Genomic DNA, 18581 nt, shown 5'->3' on the forward strand with positions numbered 1-18581 from the left:
AACTTAGGAAACACTTATTACACGTAACTAAGCATAAGGATGCTCGTCACCTTAAAATAAGGGTTGAACCCTGCAGGTAGATTGTATCATTCTTTTGTCGATTTGTATCAAATCTCCACTTTAAAGTTACTAACCATAGCAGTAGCCCGCTTGCCAGCATTCAGCACTTGTATTTTTTAGGAATTAAACTGTATGTTTACTCGACCAATTATTTACATGCAGCTAAATTCCTTGAGTGATTCCGACTTATGGTCTTTGATCATTGGCGATAATTATCGTGCTTTCTGTGAGCTATTTGACAGGTACTGGTTAAGACTATTCAAAACGGCACAGAGATATCTTGACTGCGAAACCGCTTGTGAAGAGGCTGTGCATGACCTTTTTTTAAATTTATGGAACCGACGGAAGTTTTTGGTGATCCTCAATGTTGAACATTATTTAAAAGCCTCTATCCGATATCAGGTCTTTAAGTATCAAAAAAAGACTAAAACAGAGATTATAGCTTTCAGCGAGAATCTTGAGAATAGGACCGAGTTGGTCAGCTACAATCAGGGTAGTGAAAGGTTACAATCCAGCGAGTTAGAGCGGCAACTTGAATCGTATTTGAATGCGCTTCCGCTACGTTGCCGGCAAATATTTTTACTTAGCAGGAGAGATTATCTTTCTAACGAAGAAATTGCCGCGATGTTGAAAATCTCAAAGCGCTCGGTAGAAAATCAAATTACTATAGCATTGAAACATCTGCGTTTCAACCTGAGGGAAATAATGATATTATTGATTTTATCTGCTCACAACCTTTAAGGTCAGTCTACAACACTCCGGTAACCAAGAATTCCCTTGTTTTATTTTAAAGTTATATCCAAATAATATCTCATCAGCACACCTTGATGCCATGTTTCTATTCCTTCCAATCATAACTAAGATCGTCTTACGATAGCTACTGCAGATTCTTGCTATATCAATCAAATGCAATGAGCCTTTATGTGATTAATATAATCCAGATAAGTATCTGTAGAGACAAAGTTATTCAAACCACAATTTTTAATAAAAGTTAGTGTGTGCGGCATTCAGAAGACACTCTATAATTTTAAAGGCTTGCATCAATAGCCTAAAATTATGAAACGAAGCGAGTACCTCATTCTTTTTGAAAAATTTTTAGCGGGGGAGGCCTCTGAAGAAGAAATCGCGAAAGTGATGTCTTACAAGGACGATCTCGAATTGGCTGAAGCTGACGAAATGAATGCAGAAGAGCGTGAACGCGGGGCTCGTATCTTGTCCGGGTTAAATGAGGCCACCGGTCATGGGGTCCGTTCTGTACGTTACCTTAATACTTGGTTATATGTAGCAGCAATAATACTTGTTCTGCTGGTTACAGGTGTTTATTTGTGGAGCAACATTTCAAGCCCTAAAGAAAACAACGCTTCATACGCTCTTAAAACTAATGACGTAAAGCCCGGCATTGATAAAGCAGTATTAAAATTGGCCAATGGTGAGGAGGTCGTTCTGTCTAAAAATACTAGCGGTACTTTAATTAATCAGGGAGGCATTACCGTAAGTAAAGATAAGAATGGATCATTGAATTACAACATATCTTCAGCAGGCAAGGCAAAGGCCACATCAGGTTATAATGTACTTACCACGCCACGTGGTGCCGAGTACCGCATTACGCTTGAAGATGGTACAAACGTTTGGCTTAATTCTGCATCAACACTAAAATTTCCTGTAGCTTTTACAAATAGTGAGCGTCGTGTGCAAATTACCGGCGAGGCTTACTTTGAGGTAGCTAAGAATAAGCATAAGCCTTTTAAAGTGGTTTTTAACGATCAGGAAATAGAGGTACTGGGCACGCATTTCGATGTTAATGCATATGATGACGAGCCTGATGCCAAAACTACGCTGCTGGAAGGGTCAGTAAAGGTAACCCGTAATGGAAAAAGACAGATATTGATCCCTGGGGAGCAAGCTGTAAGTACCCGTAATCAGCGTGGTTTTGCTGTAAATAAGGTAAATATTCAAGACGTTATAGCCTGGAAAAATGGCTTTTTTCAATTTCGTAACGCAAGCCTGGTCAGCATCATGCGTCAGGCATCACGCTGGTATGATGTAGATGTAATTTACGAAAAGGGCTTTTCGCCTGATGAATATGGCGGCCGCGTAACCAAGTACAAAAACATTTCTGAATTGTTAAATAACCTTGAACTTACAGGGACTGTTCACTTTAAAGTAGTCGGAAGGAGGATCATAGTTATGAAATAACGGTACCCGTTTTATAACTGCGTCCTAAAATGATCACCGGTTACATTGCCGCGTCCCCGGTGATCCCAGCCTTGAGAAGCTGGATCAGGTCCGCATTTTTAGTAGTTCAAAAAACCAATTATACACTAACCTAACATTCAAATGTATAAAAATTTTACTGCAATAATATGCAGGGCTTGCTCCTGCATTCCACCTAAATTTCTGAGAGTAATGAAATTAACCATCGTAATATGGGCATTAGCCCTGATTCAGGTTAACGCAGCAAGCTTTGCACAGAAAGTTAATATCCGCGTTGTAAATGCGTCAATGGACGACGTTCTTACCAATTTGAGCGTACAAACCGGCTATAACTTCATCTATAATTCGGCAATGATCAAGACAGCCAAGCCCGTGAGTTTAAATATAGCCGACGGGTCATTGACTGATGCCCTTAATAGTTGTTTTAAAGATCAGCCACTGAATTTTGTAATAAACGGCAATACGGTCGTCATCAAAAAGAAAGTCACGCCCGCACCGTCGGCTGCCACTATCGCTACTCGATCAGCTGCACCAATCGTTATCACCGGAACTGTTACCGACAATAAGGGGCAACCTTTAGCAGGGGTCAGTATCTCAATTAAAGGCACAACCACCGGAACGGCTACTAACGCTGATGGTAAGTTTACCCTAAGAGTACCAGATGATAACGGCACAATGGTATTCAACTTAATGGGTTTCACCACACAGGAAATCGCTTTAAAAGGGAAGAACATTATCAATGTTGTGATGGAAGAAACTCCATCGGCGTTAAACGAAGTTGTAGTGGTGGGCTACGGTACACAACAAAAGAAAGATGTAATTTCTGCAGTATCATCCATAAAGGGTAGGGATATTGAGAACTTACCTGTAGCAACTCCTCAATCTTTAATACAAGGCCGTGCCACTGGTGTTCAGGTGATACAAAACTCTGGTTCTCCGGGTAGCGGTGTTACCGTGCGCATAAGGGGAACTACTTCAATTAACGCGGGCAACGATCCTCTTTATATTATTGATGGCGTGCCGGTAGAATCAGGCAGCTTAAGTAGTATCAGCTTATCGGGCAGTCAGCCATCAGCGCTTGCTGCTATCAATGCCGATGATATTGAATCGATGGAGGTTTTGAAAGATGCGGGTGCGTTGGCTATTTACGGATCAAGGGCTGCCAATGGTGTAGTGCTAATTACTACCAAACATGGTAAAAAGGGTAGCACCGTATTCAACCTTAATTATTACACCGGTTTTCAGCAAGACAATCCTAACCGAAGGGTTAAGTTAATGAACAGTCAGCAAGCTATTGACCTTATACAAGAAGGGCGCGCCAATGCCTTGTCTGACGGTATAACCTCTTTGTACGGTTTTTTATTGCCTGCACCTGATGGTACAGTTTCAAACACCGACTGGCAAAATGCCTTGTTTCGCACTGCACCAATATCCAATTATGAGGTATCTGTACGTGGCGGAGAAAATAAACTGAGATTTTCGGTTAGTGGTAGTTATTTGGATCAGCAGGGTATTATTATAAAGTCGGGCTTTACCCGCGGTACAGGTCGTATTAACCTTGATTATGATGCATCAAATAAATTCAAATTTGGTACTAATTTGTCATTGTCAAGGTACACCAACAACAGGGTGTCTACCGACGATGGTGCCTCTTCGCTTATACAAGTAGCTTTAAAAAAATCACCCTCTTTACCTATCTATAATCCTGATGGTACCTTTTACCAGGGAGATGTGTCGGGCTTTATAAACCCGGTGGCGTTTGCCAATAAGCTCAAATACGTGAACCAGGTAAGCACGGTAAAAGGCAATATTTATGGCGAATACACAATCATACCAAAGCTTATATTACGAAGTACAGCAGGGCTTGACTATGATGCTGTCACCGATCAGTTTTTTCAACCATCTGATGCGGTGCGGAATGGTGTTGCGGTAGGAGAGGCATTCAATTCTAACGTAACCGGCTGGATCATTGAGAATACATTAAGTTACTCTCACGATGTAGGTAAACATCACTTAACCGGGCTTTTGGGTTACAGCCAGCAGGAGCGTAGCTCATTTGCCTTGAATGGAAGGGGTACGCCTTACTCAACCAATAATATCTATACGTTAAACGCCGCTACAACACCAACCAGTGTGTCGTCAAGCACGTCGGCTTATGGATTATCATCAGCCTTTGCACGCATAGGTTACGCTTATAATGATAAGTATCTGTTGGAGGCTTCGGCACGTCGCGATGGGTCATCAAGATTTGGGGCTAATAAACGTTACTCCATATTTCCAGCCCTCTCTGCTGCGTGGCGCGTATCAAATGAAGCATTCTGGAATAAGAGCTCTGTTATAAATGATTTGAAATTCAGAGCAAGTATTGGCAAAACGGGTAACCAAACCATTGGTGATTATGTAGCTCAGGGGCAGTACTCAACCGGAGCCAACTACATAGGTCAAAGCGGTATAGCACTCACCACGCTTCCTAATCCTGATCTTACCTGGGAGACCACCCTTCAATACAATGCCGGACTTGATGTCTCGCTCTTTTCATCAAGGTTAAGTTTTACTGTAGATGCCTACGTAAAGAATACGTCCAACCTGTTGCTGCAGGTGCCTTTACCTAACACCTCAGGTTTCAGCTCTGTCCTGCAAAATATTGGTGCCACACAAAATAAAGGCCTTGAGTTTGGGCTAAACACGATCAATATCGACAACAAGAACCTATCATGGCGCAGCAACTTCAATATATCTTTCAATCGTAACAAAGTAGTACAGCTATACAGTGGGGCGGCAAACATCATCCAAACTGTAGGGGCTGGTTTGTCAGGTTCGCTTACATCGTACAACATTTTGCAGGTTGGCAGCCCTATTGGCAGTTTATATGGCTGGAGGCAGTCGGGTGTGTACCGCAATTCAACTGATAACACATCAAAAATTACCAGCACAAGCTTTGGTACCAACGGGTATGTTTTCAAAGGTGGCGATATGATTTTTCAAGACCTGAACGGTAACGGCACAATTGATATTGACGACCGGATGATTATTGGTAATGCGCAGCCGAAATTTACAGGTGGCTTTAATAATACGGTAACCTGGCGCAATTTTGACCTCAACTTATTGATGACGTTTAGCTATGGCAACGATATTGTCAACGGAACGAGGTATGCTGCAGAATCGGCTACCGGTTTTAACGGATCAGTAACGCTATTGAACCGTTGGAGAAACGAAGGTGATATCACTAACATTCCACGCGCTAACTATGTAGATCCGGCTGGTAACAGGCGGTTTTCAAACCGCTGGATAGAGGACGGCTCATACTTAAGAGCAAAGAACCTGACAATTGGCTACAAACTGCCTGCAAGCTTACTTGGGAAAGTAAAAGTAAGATCATGCCGGCTGTACGCAACCGCTCAAAACCTCTTTACACTTACCAATTATACCGGTTATGACCCTGAGGCCAGTTCTATTCAATTGGGGGTTGATCAAGGCACCTATCCTCAATACCGTGCTTACATTTTTGGAATTAACGTTGGATTTTAAATCGAAAAAAATGAAGATCAATATAATTACTGCTATCATTATGTTTTGCCTTTTCTCGGTTTCCTGTACAAAGGTAACTGATCAGGTACCTGATAGCCAGATTACCCCAGCTAACTTTTACAAAACAGCGTCAGATGCCGATAATGCAATTAACGCTTGTTATGACGTGCTACAAAAACTTCCTGTAAATTTTGAACTTTGGGGAGACGGCCGCGCTGATATTCTTGCAGCTACAGACAGACCTTTAAGTGCAGATTTGCAGGTGGTTAATGGTAATATTTCGGCCAGTAACAGTTATGTAAACGGGTGGAACGCTTTATATAGTGGCATAAATCGCTGCAATAGCGTGCTTGCCAACGTTCCTAACATTACCGATCCGTCATTGGCGGGCCGTAAAGACAGGATTATAGGCGAGGCTTATTTCTTACGCGCGTTGTTTTACTTTTATCTGGCCAGAACCTTTGAAAACGTACCGCTTATTATAAAGCCTTATGAGGATTTGAGCAATGATTTTTTCCCTAAGAATAACGATCGTGCTACAATATTTGCCCAAATAGAAAAAGACCTTAAAGCTGCCGAGCCTTTAGTACCAGATCTGCCTTTTTCTACCACTATTGAGAACAAAGGAAAAACCACTAAAGCTGCCATACGCACAGCAATGGCCGATTTTTACTTATGGAATAAAAAGTACCAGGAAGCAGCAGATGCTGCGGCACTGGTGATAAGCAGTCCGGCAGGTTATTCGCTGCTTTCAGGCGCTAATTTTAGTAACATGTTCACATTGAAAAATCAATCCGAATCTATCCTCGAGATTCAGTACAACAACGCGAACCAGGAAGGTACACCGGGAACGAACGATGTTAACGGACTAACCGAGCAGTTTCTGCCTATAGGTGGCTCGTACACTGCCGGCAACTGGCGCTACCTGCCATCCAATAAATTGTTAACAGCATTACCCGCCACTGATCTACGGGCAGGCATTACTTACAAAAACACAGGCCCTACGCCGGCCCCGTTTCGTGATGCCAACAGAATTTACATAGCTAAGTACCCTGGCACACTGGTTGGGTCTGTGCTGTTCCAGGATTCTAACTTCATCATTTACAGGTTGGCTGAGGTTATTCTTTTCCGTGCGGAGGCGCTCAACGAGCTTGGCCAAACCAACCAGGCCATTACGCTTTTAAATCAAATCAGAACAAGAGCCGGGTTAAATGGCACCACGGCCACTTCACAAGGCGATGTCCGTTTAGCAATAGAAAACGAAAGATTTACAGAGCTGGCCTTTGAAGGGAAAAGGTACTATGACCTGGTACGCACGGGCAGGTATGCTGCCGTAACGGGCTTCAATGACGTTAACTACTTGCGATGGCCGATACCTGCTAATGAAATCATTAAAAACAGAAATTTAGTTCAAAACCAAGGTTATTAAATTTATAGCATGTTTAATATGAGTAATATAACTAGAAAATACTTGCTTTTTGCTTCATTATGCCTGATGATGCTTTTAAGCTGTAAAAAAGAAGAGACAACAGGAAACGTCGTAGATGCTGTGTACATTACATCCAATGCCAATACAGGTTCTGGTACCTCAGCATCTACAACCATCACCAATTCAGCATCTGGTAAAGTTTCGGTGTCACCTGCAGTGGCCCGGGTATATGTGAATACGTTAAAAGGCTTTGACGTTAATGTTACCTACACCTTGTCGGGCACTGCTGTTGCTGGTACTAATTATACGCCACCCGCAGCATTGGCAGTAACTATACCGGCAGGTAAGTGGTATACTGATATACAGATACCGGTGATCAATAGTCCACTAAGTGGTAATCGAACTATCATCATAACTATGACCACCGCATCAAACAATGTGCAGGTGGGCATGGGTTCTGACCGTAATTACAAGGCCTTCACTTACACCCTGACTAATTAAAATGAACAGGATATTTATATCACTAATACTGTTTTGTCTCAGTTTTGAATGGGCATACGCCCGGCCCCTGGCTGTGCCAAGGGCCGACGTATGTATTTACGGCGGAACGTCTGCCGGCGTTATTGCTGCTTATACAGCAGCGAAGTCTGGCAAAAGCGTAATACTGATCGAGCCTGGCAACAGGCTGGGCGGTCTCTCCAGCGGCGGCCTGGGCTTTACGGATATTGGTAACAAATACGTAGTAACCGGGCTTGCACGCGATTTCTATCGCCACATAGGCCAATATTACGGTAAACTGGAACAATGGACATTCGAACCTAAGGTAGCCGAGGCAGTGTTTTTAAAATACGCGAAGGAAAAAAGGATAACCATCTATTATAATTGGCGCCTTAACGCTGTCACTAAGGTCGGAACCGTTATCAAAAGCATTCGGTTAGAACAGAGCCAGCATCCGCATGCTGCAAAAAGATCAGTTATTGCCAAGCAGTTCATTGATTGCTCATACGAGGGCGATCTTATGGCAAAAGCAGGTGTGAGCTATACCATAGGCCGCGAAGACAATTCGCTTTATAATGAAACGGTAAGTGGCGTACAATTAAAGAACGAACACCAATTCCCGGATAATATTGATCCGTACAAAGTTCCGGGAGACCCTAAAAGCGGTTTGCTTTGGGGCATAAGCAATGCCAAACTTGAACCCAACGGTACAGGCGATAAAAAGATACAGGCTTACAATTTTCGTATATGCCTGAGTAATGACCCTGCTAACCGCATACCCATTACCAAGCCCGAAAGGTATGATTCAAGCAAGTATGAGTTACTGCTCAGATACCTTGCTGCCAAACCGAGTAAAGATCTGTGGGCATTTTTGAAAATGAGCTTGATGCCTAACCACAAAACCGACATCAACAACAACGGGCCATTTTCCACCGATATGATTGGCATGAATTACGAATATCCAGAGGGCAGCTATCAAACCCGTGAGGCTATCCTTACTGCTCATGAGGACTACACCAAAGGCCTGTTATATTTTGCCGGTCATGATTCGCGAATGCCCGAGCATTTGCGCAACCAAATGCTGGAGTGGGGTTACCCTAAGGATGAGTATTTGGAAAGCGGGCACTTTACCAAACAATTATACGTGCGCGAAGCACGGCGGATGATAGGAGCCTATGTAATGACGCAGGCTAACTGCGAACGGAAGGTTGTAGTGCCTGATGGTGTTGGCATGGGCGCTTATAATATGGATTCGCACAATGCACAACGGTTGGTGGTAAATGGTATGGTTAAGAATGAAGGTGATGTGCAATTGCGTGGAATCAGCCCATACCCAATAGCCTATCGCTCCATTACGCCAAAGCAAAGTGAATGCAGTAATCTCACCGTTCCGGTCTGTCTTTCAGCAAGCCACATGGCTTATGGTTCTATTCGTATGGAACCGGTTTTTATGGTGCTAGGGCAATCATCGGCGGTGGCGGCTTGCCAGGCCATTGATGGCCGTTGCGCTGTACAACAAATTGATGTGACCAAATTACAAAACGAATTAAAGACCAACCCGTTGGCAGATCATAGTTTGGCAGAGGTACTGATTGACAATGATGATACACAAAACGTAACAGTAACAGGCAAGTGGGATAAGGAGAAAATTGGAGGATATGGGCCATCATTTTTAAAAGCTTCATCGGCTGGGAGTTCGGCAGTAAAATTTAGTGCCGCTATTGCCAAGCCGGGTAAGTACCAGATATATGCCTACTTTTCTAAAGTACCCAACGCGTCTGATGTTACTACGGTAAAGATTTTTAATGGTAATCAGCTTACAACCAGAAATGTAAAAAAGGATGAGATACAAATAGTTGGGCAAGCCTCGGGTGAATGGGTGGCTTTAGGATCTGCCGATTTTCAGCTTAAAAGGCGTGGCTACGTTGAGATATCAACTGAGGGCGCTAATGGTGTGGTAGTGGCCGATGCTGTATTGTTTGTGCCACAAAAAGTTAAGACTAATGAGCATCAATAGAAGACGAATGATTAAAGGAGCCGGAGCAGGTTTGGCTTTCATGACGTTATCGACACACTTACGCGCAAGCGATGAAGCTAGATTAGAAGGTGCCGATAAAGGTGATATAAATATCATCAATGCAGGTATTGGTGGCAATAACACTGCTGAAATGCTTGCGCGTATACAAAAGGATTGCCTGGCTCACAAGCCTAAGCTTACAATTTTAATGGCCGGAACCAATGATATGAATAGTGTAAAGCATATCCCGCTGGAACAATATGAGCAAAATATGCATGAGCTTTCACGACTCATTACTAAAAGTGGCAGTAAGCTGCTAATTATGACTATTTTGCCTTTGTATGAACCTTACCTGCTTACCAGGCATCCGGCATCATTTTATCAGCCGGAAGGAGTAGATTCGCGCCGCAGGCAAGTGAATGAGGTAATCAAAAAAGTAGCAAAAGCACACCATGCGCATTTGCTTGACATAGGTATGCGCTTTGAAGCCATTGGTAAGGTGGGTTTAGACAAAGATTCACTGATACAGAACGAAGCTAATACAAACAAGACCGACGGTATACATCCTACGGCCAACGGCTACCGTTTCATTGGTCTCTCGGTATATGAATACATTATAGCACATAAACTTCCTACCCAACAGATTGTATGTTTTGGCGATAGCATTACAAAAGGCGACGGTTCTAACAATAACAACAGTTATCCGGGCTTTTTATATAAACTTTTAACTGTCAACTCTAATGACCAATCATAGTAACCTGCGGCAGCTGTTATCATACCGTCAGATATTAATGCTGAATGCTTTCAACGCAGAAATATCTAAATCCCGATCACACATTAAAATAATCTTTTAAAGGACGGTAAACTCAATGAATAGGTTGATAAATTTTAGTTGCAATGTTGTATTGCTGTTATGTTTAGCATTTGTTAGTAAAGCGCAGCAATCAATAAAGTTAAATTATACCAACGCGCATGGACTCACCATGATTGGTAAGGCCGAAAAAAGTACAATGTTTTTTCATAGGCTGGATACTTCAGCTCATAAATCCATACCTCGTGTTATAAGGTCTCTGGCCACTAACTCGGCAGGGCTTGCTATAAGCTTTACTACCAACAGCTCATCTATATCTGCTAAATGGTGCACTAGCAAGCAAGCCACTGCAAATAATATGACGGGTATAGCATATGAAGGGATGGACCTTTATATAAAGCGAGACGGTCGCTGGCAGTATGCCGGGGTGGCTCGGCCTGTATCACATGACTGCTCGGAGGCAATGATTGTTGAAAATATGATGCCGGGGGAAAAGGAGTGCCTGCTTTTTCTTCCTACTTATGATGAGGTGCTTTCATTAAGTGTAGGCGTTGATCAGGGGGCCGAGCTACGCCCCGGCAATAACCCTTTCAAAAAGCAGATACTGGTATATGGGTCAAGCATCGTTCAGGGGGCATCTGCAAGCCGCCCCGGGCTTGCTTATCCGGCCAAACTCTCAAGAGAAAGTGGATATAATTTTATAAACCTTGGTTTTAGTGGTAACGCAAAACTGGAAGCATCTGTTGCTGATATGATTGCAGCTATGCCCATGGATGCCATTATATTGGATTGCGTACCCAACCCTTCGCCTGAGGAGCTTTTGGCACGAACCAATTACCTGATCAGCACAATACGCCGATTGCATCCAAAAATACCTATTGTTTGTATACAGAGCGTGGCCAGAGAGAAGGCGAACTTTGACACCGTGGTTGCGGCAAGAGTAGCCCTAAAAGATAAATACTTTAAACAAGAGGTAAATAAGCTGCAAAAGCAGGACAAAGACCTGTACCTGATTGAAGCCGACGGCCTTTTAGGAAAAGACCAGGAAGGAACAACCGACGGTATTCATCCAAATGACCTTGGGTTTGACAGGATGTTGCAAAAAATAAAACCCCGAATACTGGAAATATTGAAGCTTTACCAGATTTAATAGCATTGTTTCCCCAAGTAAGAAATGGCCAGTAAAGCAACAACGCCGAAATTCTATGTCCACTCCGGAAATTGAGAAGTATTCAGATCTAACGTTGATATTGCTTTCATTTCAGACTCACTAAGTTTAAAGTCAAAAATATTCAAATTCTCAATCATATTTGCTTTTTGAACAGTTCTGGGTATAGCAACAATACCACGCTGATAATGCCACCTTAAACTCACCTGAGCAGTGCTTTTATTGTGCTTTTTTCCAATATCAGCTAACGTTTGGTTGGTGAAAAGTCCATTCCTGCCTTCGGCAAATGGTGCCCAGGCTTCAGTTTGTACGCCGTTTTGTTTAAAATAATTATATGACTCCACCTCTTGAAAGAAAGCATGAGTTTCAATTTGGTTTACTGCGGGTTTGATTTTCGCCGCTAGCATCAATTCCTTATATTGAGCTGGAGTGAAGTTACTTATTCCTATTGCTTTAATTCTACCCTCTTTATAAAGCTCTTCCATCATCCTCCATGAGCCTTTAAAGTCTCCTCTTGGCCGGTGAATCAGATATAAATCCAAATAATCGGTATCCAGTTTTTTTAAAGAGGTTTCGAACGCTGTTTTTGTCTTTTCGTACCCAGAATCATCTACCCAAATTTTTGAGGTTATAAAAAGGTCTTTTCTATTTATTCCACTTTCTTTAATTCCCAAGCCCACAAATGTTTCGTTTGCATATCTACTTGCCGTATCTAAAAGGCGATATCCTACAGAAATAGCTTCAGCCACAGAACGTTTACATACGTTATCTCTTAATGAGTAGGTGCCAAAGCCAATGGTTGGCATAAGTAAATTGTTATTCAGTTTAACGGTTGGAATCGAACCATTACCTTTCACAGAGTTTGAGGCACTGTATGCACTATTAGCCAAAAAGGGTAAAACGACTGCTGAAGTTGCAAATACTGCACTTTTCTGTAAAAAATTTCGGCGGTTAATCTGGTTCTGTTGGTTCTTGGTTTTCATAATTTAATTGGTTAATTCAAACTTATGCATTTAAAATAATTTCCGACCACCATATGGCTACTTTGAACGTTACTGAAATAAAAGTATTTACAATAATAATCTGACTATTAAGTACTTAAACTAAATTTAGTGTTATATGTAAACTGAATTCGATACAATTAAACAAGTAAATGAGACGATTAGTGGGGTGTATCATTTCAAGACAGATATCGTAACAAATCCATTTATATATCAGTAAATACCGAGTGAATCAAGCTGCTTCTTTAAACGGTAAGCATATCTAATTAACAACTATCTATTTTGATAACCTGTGTGAGTTTAAGCTGAAATGTATCTCTAAGTACATATAAACCTTTATTAAGCCTTTTATGAGAATACCTTCAGTTTTTATGCTGGCTCATGTTAGTTGCTGCAACATAGTCTTTGCTAAAAATACGAAATGGAACAACTGGTCTATCGTCCGCGAATAGGACAAAAGTTGGTGTTGGTATGTTCAGTATCTAACCCAGCAAGTTAGAATTACTATTCGCTATAAAAATGCTTTTCGGCCCACGTTTCACAACCATCTTGAGCTTAAACTATTGTAATTATACTTCACAAATACTAACCATATATCCCTATCAACAATGGAAAAAAGAAGAGACTTTATGAAAAAAGTAGTTATTGCTACCGGAAGCTTTGCTATTGGTAACCAATCTTTTGGATTTACCGCTAAAAGTTATAACCGAATTATTGGTGCTAATGACCGTATTAACGTTTCAATAATAGGCCTTAACGGAAGAGGCGGCAGTATGTGTACCACCTTTGCAAAACAGGACAAATGTTTAGTTACCAGCGTTTGTGATGTTGACTCGCGCACTATTCCAACTACGCAAAAAAAGATTCAGAATGCAACCGGCACTACCGATGTACCTAAAGGTGAAAAGGATTTTAGAAATGTTTTACGTGATAAAGATGTCGATGCCATCTACATTGCTACTCCCGACCACTGGCATGCCCCAATGACCATTTTAGGGTGCCAGGCAGGCAAACATGTTTACGTTGAAAAACCGCTTAGCCACAATCCGCGCGAGGGCGAACTGGCTGTTGAGGCAGCGCTTAAATACAAAAGGGTAGTTCAAATGGGTGCACAACGCCGTTCATCACCCTTGGCCATACAGTGTATGGACGAATTACACAATGGCGTTATTGGCCGTATTTATTTTGCCAAATGCTGGTATACTAACGCACGCAAAGCCATGCAGTTAAAACCAGCGCCCATACCAGACTGGTTAAATTACGACCTTTGGCAAGGCCCGGCTCCGCGCCAACCTTATCAAGACGGTTTAGTACACTACAACTGGCACTGGCTTTGGGCATATGGTACCGGCGAGGCGCTTAATAACGGTACGCATGAGGTAGACTTGGCACGTTGGGGTTTAGGGGTTGATTTGCCTACACGGGTAACTTCGGTTGGCGGACGTTACCAGTTTAAGGATGCCTGGCAAACGCCCGACACGCAAATTGTTTGTATGGATTATCCGGGGCGTATATCATTGATGTGGGAGAACCGTAGTTCAAACGGACGGAAAATAGAGGGTGCAGATCGTGGAGTTATTTTTTATGGCGACAACGGAAGTTTAGATACAGACGGTGAAGATTATACCGTGTATGATTTAAACGGCAAAGTAGTAAAGCAGGTAAAAAAACAAAGCGCAGCAGAAAATGCTGCTTTGCAAGGCCGCAATACTGCCAGCCCAAGCCTGGGTTTAGATAGCCTGCATGTTGCCAACTTTTTGCAGGCCATACGCGAAAATAAAAAACCAAACAGCGACGTAGTGCAAGGACATAAAAGCGTTTTAGCTATGCAACTGGGTAATATTGCATGGAGGGTAGGGCGCGATCTGCACATCAATCCGTCGAACGGTCACATCATTAACGACCCGGAGGCTCAGAAGTTATGGAGCCGGGCCTACGAACCGGGATGGGAGCCAAAAGTTTAAAATCGTTTTGAAGATTATTGAGTTGGAAATATTTTCAGCTAGCGCATTCAAAACAGCATACTATCGATCTATAAGCTTTTGAGCATCTCCTCAATCATCTGCAGGCTCATTTACAAAAAGTACAATATTAAAATTCTCTCAGTTAGGTCCCTCATCCATGTTAATTAATTACCTGATAATACAATTATAGAAATGGTAACTAGTATTGGATGGGGGTTTTAAATCATTGTTAGTGGGCTTACTCATTGTGATTAATTGAGACACATTGGTAAGAAATTGAACAAATCGGTAGCTCTATGCGCCTAACTTTACTTCGTTGCTTAACAGGTATCAGTTCTGAGCAATAATAAAGTTATAAACCAAATTTTAAAATCTTAATGTTAAAAGGCAGCAGTACTGTGCCGGCATTTTTTAAATGCTGGGGCATGTTATGTACAGTCTTGTTTTAAATAAACGCCAATGAAATAAACTTTTACTAAACCTTAGGAAGTAACCACTGCTTCCATCGCAACCCTTTCTGTGGTAACATATTACCACTTCAATTTCCTAACCAATCAAAGCTGTAAATTATGAAAAAAGGACTTACTCAACCAGTCCATGCTATAACCCTGCGCGTTGAATTTTCTAAGTTAATTAATTATTTAAGTCTTATTATACTTGAGTTTCTCCTCATTACGCCAGTAACTGCATACTCCGTAAGCACTAAAGTTAGTTCAAAGTTTAATGGCACTTCAACCCCCGAATTATTAAGAACAAACCCCGCTTTTTACAATTACGTTGATATATATGTAAAAGGTGTGGTGGTTGATGAAAAGGGAGAACCTATACCCGGCGTAACAATTAAAGTAAAGGGAACGCAACGTGGTATAACTACCGCAGCCGACGGAACATTTAAAATTATGGTGCCAACCGGGGCGGTTTTGGTGGCGTCAATTATTGGCTATGCTACACAAGAAGTAGCTGCATCACCAAACTTAACCATCAAACTTTTAAGTTCGGCCAATAACTTGGGAGAGGTTGTTGTGTTAGGATTTGGCTCTACCCAAAAACGTAGCGAGCAAACAGCTGCTTACAGTACGTTATCCGGCAAAGAACTTATTAAATCACCGGTAAGTGATATTACCAACGCCTTAATAGGTAAAATACCTGGCGTAGTTACGCGGCAAGGTGATGGTTTACCAGGTAACAGCGCCGCTGATATCTTTATAAGGGGGCGGTCATCTGCCAATTCTTCGGCACTAATTATTGTTGATGGAGTAGAGCGAACATCATTCGGTAACATAGATCCTAATGAAGTAGAATCCATCAGTGTGTTAAAGGATGCATCTGCAACCGCTTTGTATGGTATAAAAGCGGGAAATGGCGTGATTGTGATTACCACCAAAATTGGTAAAGAAGGGCCAATCAGGATTTCCTATTCAGGTGGGGCCGGTTTGGTTAGCTTAACAGGATTGCCGCAAACGGTTAACGCATTTGATGCTGCCACCTATCAAACAGAAGGTGAAAATAATATGATTGCAGCTGGTTTGTATACACCGGCGCAGCGCACCTTTCAGGATGCAGACCTCATTAAGTTTAAGGACGGATCCGATCCTTTGCGTTTTCCTGACGTAAACTGGTATAAAACCGTTACAAAAAACAATTGGTTACGTACGCAGCACAACCTTACGTTTAGCGGCGGAAGTAAATTTGCTACCTTTTTTGTGTCGCTGGGGTACTTATTTGAGGATGGGATGTATAAAAATTTTCATCCCATTAACGGTTACAAAACATCAAATTCATTTACTCGCTATAACTTCCGCAGCAATTTAGATTTTAAGTTAACCAAGTCCACGGTGTTCAGCATTAAGTTTGGCGGAAGGCTTGAAGACACTTACGGCATTCGTGGCGGAACAGCAGGTACGGGTGATTTAGGCGGCACCACTGGTTTAATAAGCAGGATGCTTGCTATACCGGCGTGGGCTATTCCGTTTTACCCCGAGTACACCAGCCGTGCAACGCCCGAATTGGCGGCTCTTGATGATAAGTTTAATAACATTGAAAACCCCCGTATTGGAGTAAACACTTTTAACCCATACTCACAACTTACGCGCAACGGTTATTTTGATAATATCAACAATACGATTGAAACCGTATTTGTGCTTAATCAAAGGCTTGATTTAATTACCAAAGGGTTAAGCTTTAAAAGTACCCTGGGTCTTGATGCATTTATTACCGGCGTTAGGGCACAATCGGGCAGTTATGCCAAATATCAGGTTGACGCAACAACCGGAACTCTGGTGCCCTTTCCAGGTTTTTACAATGACAATTTGGGCTCTGTATTTACAAGCCGCGACGGTTATAATAAATCAAACATCCAGTTAGGATTCAATTATGACCGGTTATTTAAAGACCATCAAGTATCTGTGCTGGCGCTTGCGCAAAGAGAGGTACGCGGCGTTGCGCGCAATGTGGCCAACGCACCTTTTGCTAATCAGGGCTTGGTTTTAAGTACCAAATACAATTATAAAGGTAAGTACTTTGTTGAATTTAACGGTGCATACAATGGGTCAGAAAACTTTGCAGCCGGTAACAGATACGGTTTCTTTCCATCGGTTTCGGCGGGCTACAACCTGAGTGAAGAAACTTTCTTCAAGAATATTGAATGGCTGTCGTTTTTAAAGCTAAGGGGCTCATGGGGCAAAACCGGCTATTCAAATCCGGCGGTAACCGGAGAGACGCGCTTTTTATACAACAGTAATTTCACCAACGGCGGAGGTTCGGTAAGCGCCAATGGTGGTGCATCGTCTCCCAACAACCTGGTTTATTTTGGTAACGGAACCAGCGCAACCAGTAACCAGGTAGTTTATCAAAGCCAGTTTGGTAATCCGGATATTACATGGGAAAATTCTGTAAAACGAAATATTGGCTTTGAAGCTAACCTGTTTAAAAGCAAGCTAAAACTAACGGCTGATTTGTATGACGAAAAGCGAACCGATATAGCCTTGCGTCGTACAAACTCGGCGCCGGTAATTTACGGTGCTACGCTTCCTATTGTCAATTATGGTGCAAATTATAACCGGGGTTATGAGGTAGAGCTATCTTACAATACCCAAAATCGTGATTTTAATTATGGTATAGATATTCAGTATTCACATTACCGCAATAAAATTGAAATAGCCGATCAAGCTGTACGCCTGCCAGATTACCAGAGCCTGATAGGTACACGTTTGGGTCAATACGTGGGTTATAAATTTATAGGATTTTACCAGGATGCAGCAGACATTGCGGCAAGCCCGGTAAATAATGCCAGTGGAAACAAAGTTATACCCGGCGATTTAAAGTACCAGGATACCAACGCAGACGGTGTAATAGATGTACAAGACAGGTTAGCAATAGGTGAAACCGATATTCCTCAAACTGTATTGGGTGTGCAGCCAAGAGTAAGCTACAAGGGAGTTTCATTATCGGCCCTTTTTCAAGGTGCCTTCGATGTAAACTCTAACGTTTTGCCATTGGAAAGTGGACGTTTCCAGGTATATACTCCTATGCTTGGCAGGTGGCAGTCACCGGCCGATAACAACACCGCTACCTGGCCTGTGGCAAAACCCTCAAATTATGCCAACAACCCAAGTTATTCGCTAAACTCTTTTTTACTGCAAAACTCAAGTTATGTAAAGTTGAGAAATATAGAGGTTGCTTATCAATTACCAGCACAAATTGCAAAAAGCTTGAGAGTACAGAATATCAGGCTTTCCTTAACCGGGCAGAATTTGTACACCTGGACAAAATTTAAAGGGGGACTTGACCCGGAGATTGCAAATAATACTACGGTTAACGGAGTGGCATACTCCAATATTTACCCTTTATCTAAGGTGTATAACTTAAGTATCAACGTACAATTCTAAGCTA

The 18581-nt window shown here is 42.2% G+C and carries 11 protein-coding genes; 10 read left to right on the plus strand and 1 reads right to left on the minus strand.

Going from position 1 to position 18581, the window contains the following annotated elements; translation table 11 throughout:
* Positions 1-231: 231 nt before the first annotated feature.
* The 8 genes from QZ407_RS00805 (at position 232) to QZ407_RS00840 (ending at position 11707) form a co-directional block, all read left to right on the plus strand.
* The gene (locus tag QZ407_RS00805) at positions 232-801 is read left to right on the plus strand and encodes a sigma-70 family RNA polymerase sigma factor (RefSeq protein WP_295767163.1); all 570 of its coding nucleotides are present in this window, start codon (positions 232-234) and stop codon (positions 799-801) included.
* Positions 802-1116: 315 nt separating this feature from the next.
* On the plus strand, positions 1117-2256 hold the full coding sequence (locus QZ407_RS00810) for a FecR family protein (RefSeq protein WP_295767164.1): 1140 nt from the start codon (positions 1117-1119) through the stop codon (positions 2254-2256).
* A 210-nt stretch (positions 2257-2466) separates the two neighbouring features.
* Entirely contained in the window at positions 2467-5802 is a 3336-nt protein-coding gene (locus QZ407_RS00815; protein WP_295767165.1) for a TonB-dependent receptor, read from the plus strand.
* A 10-nt stretch (positions 5803-5812) separates the two neighbouring features.
* Entirely contained in the window at positions 5813-7231 is a 1419-nt protein-coding gene (locus tag QZ407_RS00820) for a RagB/SusD family nutrient uptake outer membrane protein (RefSeq protein ID WP_295767166.1), read from the plus strand.
* Positions 7232-7249: 18 nt separating this feature from the next.
* Complete coding sequence (locus QZ407_RS00825) at positions 7250-7732, plus strand: hypothetical protein (RefSeq protein WP_295767167.1); 483 nt, start codon at positions 7250-7252, stop codon at positions 7730-7732.
* A gap of 1 nt (position 7733) precedes the next feature.
* Positions 7734-9746: an FAD-dependent oxidoreductase gene (locus QZ407_RS00830; protein WP_295767168.1), complete on the plus strand. Its 2013-nt coding sequence runs from the start codon at positions 7734-7736 to the stop codon at positions 9744-9746.
* Positions 9733-10500 (plus strand): SGNH/GDSL hydrolase family protein, encoded by a 768-nt coding sequence (locus tag QZ407_RS00835; RefSeq protein ID WP_295767169.1) that lies wholly within the window; start codon positions 9733-9735, stop codon positions 10498-10500. The genes QZ407_RS00830 and QZ407_RS00835 overlap by 14 nt, the downstream gene beginning before the upstream one ends.
* A gap of 115 nt (positions 10501-10615) precedes the next feature.
* Positions 10616-11707: an SGNH/GDSL hydrolase family protein gene (locus QZ407_RS00840; RefSeq protein ID WP_295767170.1), complete on the plus strand. Its 1092-nt coding sequence runs from the start codon at positions 10616-10618 to the stop codon at positions 11705-11707.
* 53 nt (positions 11708-11760) lie between these two features.
* On the opposite strand, the gene QZ407_RS00845 is transcribed toward QZ407_RS00840, so the two are convergent.
* Complete coding sequence (locus tag QZ407_RS00845; protein WP_295767171.1) at positions 11761-12708, minus strand: aldo/keto reductase; 948 nt, start codon at positions 12706-12708, stop codon at positions 11761-11763.
* 626 nt (positions 12709-13334) lie between these two features.
* Here QZ407_RS00845 and QZ407_RS00850 point away from each other — a divergent pair.
* Together QZ407_RS00850 and QZ407_RS00855 are read left to right on the plus strand one after the other, a co-directional pair.
* Positions 13335-14690 carry a Gfo/Idh/MocA family oxidoreductase gene (locus tag QZ407_RS00850; RefSeq protein WP_295767172.1) on the plus strand — a complete coding sequence of 452 codons (1356 nt, stop codon included), beginning with the start codon at positions 13335-13337 and terminating at the stop codon, positions 14688-14690.
* A 569-nt stretch (positions 14691-15259) separates the two neighbouring features.
* Positions 15260-18577 (plus strand): TonB-dependent receptor, encoded by a 3318-nt coding sequence (locus tag QZ407_RS00855; protein WP_295767173.1) that lies wholly within the window; start codon positions 15260-15262, stop codon positions 18575-18577.
* Positions 18578-18581: the final 4 nt, after the last annotated feature.

The sequence above is a fragment of the uncultured Mucilaginibacter sp. genome (assembly GCF_913773635.1).
Taxonomy (GTDB): Bacteria; Bacteroidota; Bacteroidia; order Sphingobacteriales; family Sphingobacteriaceae; genus Mucilaginibacter.

What these genes read in the sequence shown, in the direction of transcription:
- QZ407_RS00810 (WP_295767164.1), top strand. Translation starts at nt 1,117, where the DNA reads ATGAAACGAAGCGAGTACCTCATTCTTTTTGAAAAATTTTTAGCGGGG.
- QZ407_RS00815 (WP_295767165.1), top strand. Translation starts at nt 2,467, where the DNA reads ATGAAATTAACCATCGTAATATGGGCATTAGCCCTGATTCAGGTTAAC.
- QZ407_RS00820 (WP_295767166.1), top strand. Translation starts at nt 5,813, where the DNA reads ATGAAGATCAATATAATTACTGCTATCATTATGTTTTGCCTTTTCTCG.
- QZ407_RS00825 (WP_295767167.1), top strand. Translation starts at nt 7,250, where the DNA reads ATGAGTAATATAACTAGAAAATACTTGCTTTTTGCTTCATTATGCCTG.
- QZ407_RS00830 (WP_295767168.1), top strand. Translation starts at nt 7,734, where the DNA reads ATGAACAGGATATTTATATCACTAATACTGTTTTGTCTCAGTTTTGAA.
- QZ407_RS00835 (WP_295767169.1), top strand. Translation starts at nt 9,733, where the DNA reads ATGAGCATCAATAGAAGACGAATGATTAAAGGAGCCGGAGCAGGTTTG.
- QZ407_RS00840 (WP_295767170.1), top strand. Translation starts at nt 10,616, where the DNA reads ATGAATAGGTTGATAAATTTTAGTTGCAATGTTGTATTGCTGTTATGT.
- QZ407_RS00845 (WP_295767171.1), bottom strand. Translation starts at nt 12,708, where the DNA reads ATGAAAACCAAGAACCAACAGAACCAGATTAACCGCCGAAATTTTTTA.
- QZ407_RS00850 (WP_295767172.1), top strand. Translation starts at nt 13,335, where the DNA reads ATGGAAAAAAGAAGAGACTTTATGAAAAAAGTAGTTATTGCTACCGGA.
- QZ407_RS00855 (WP_295767173.1), top strand. Translation starts at nt 15,260, where the DNA reads ATGAAAAAAGGACTTACTCAACCAGTCCATGCTATAACCCTGCGCGTT.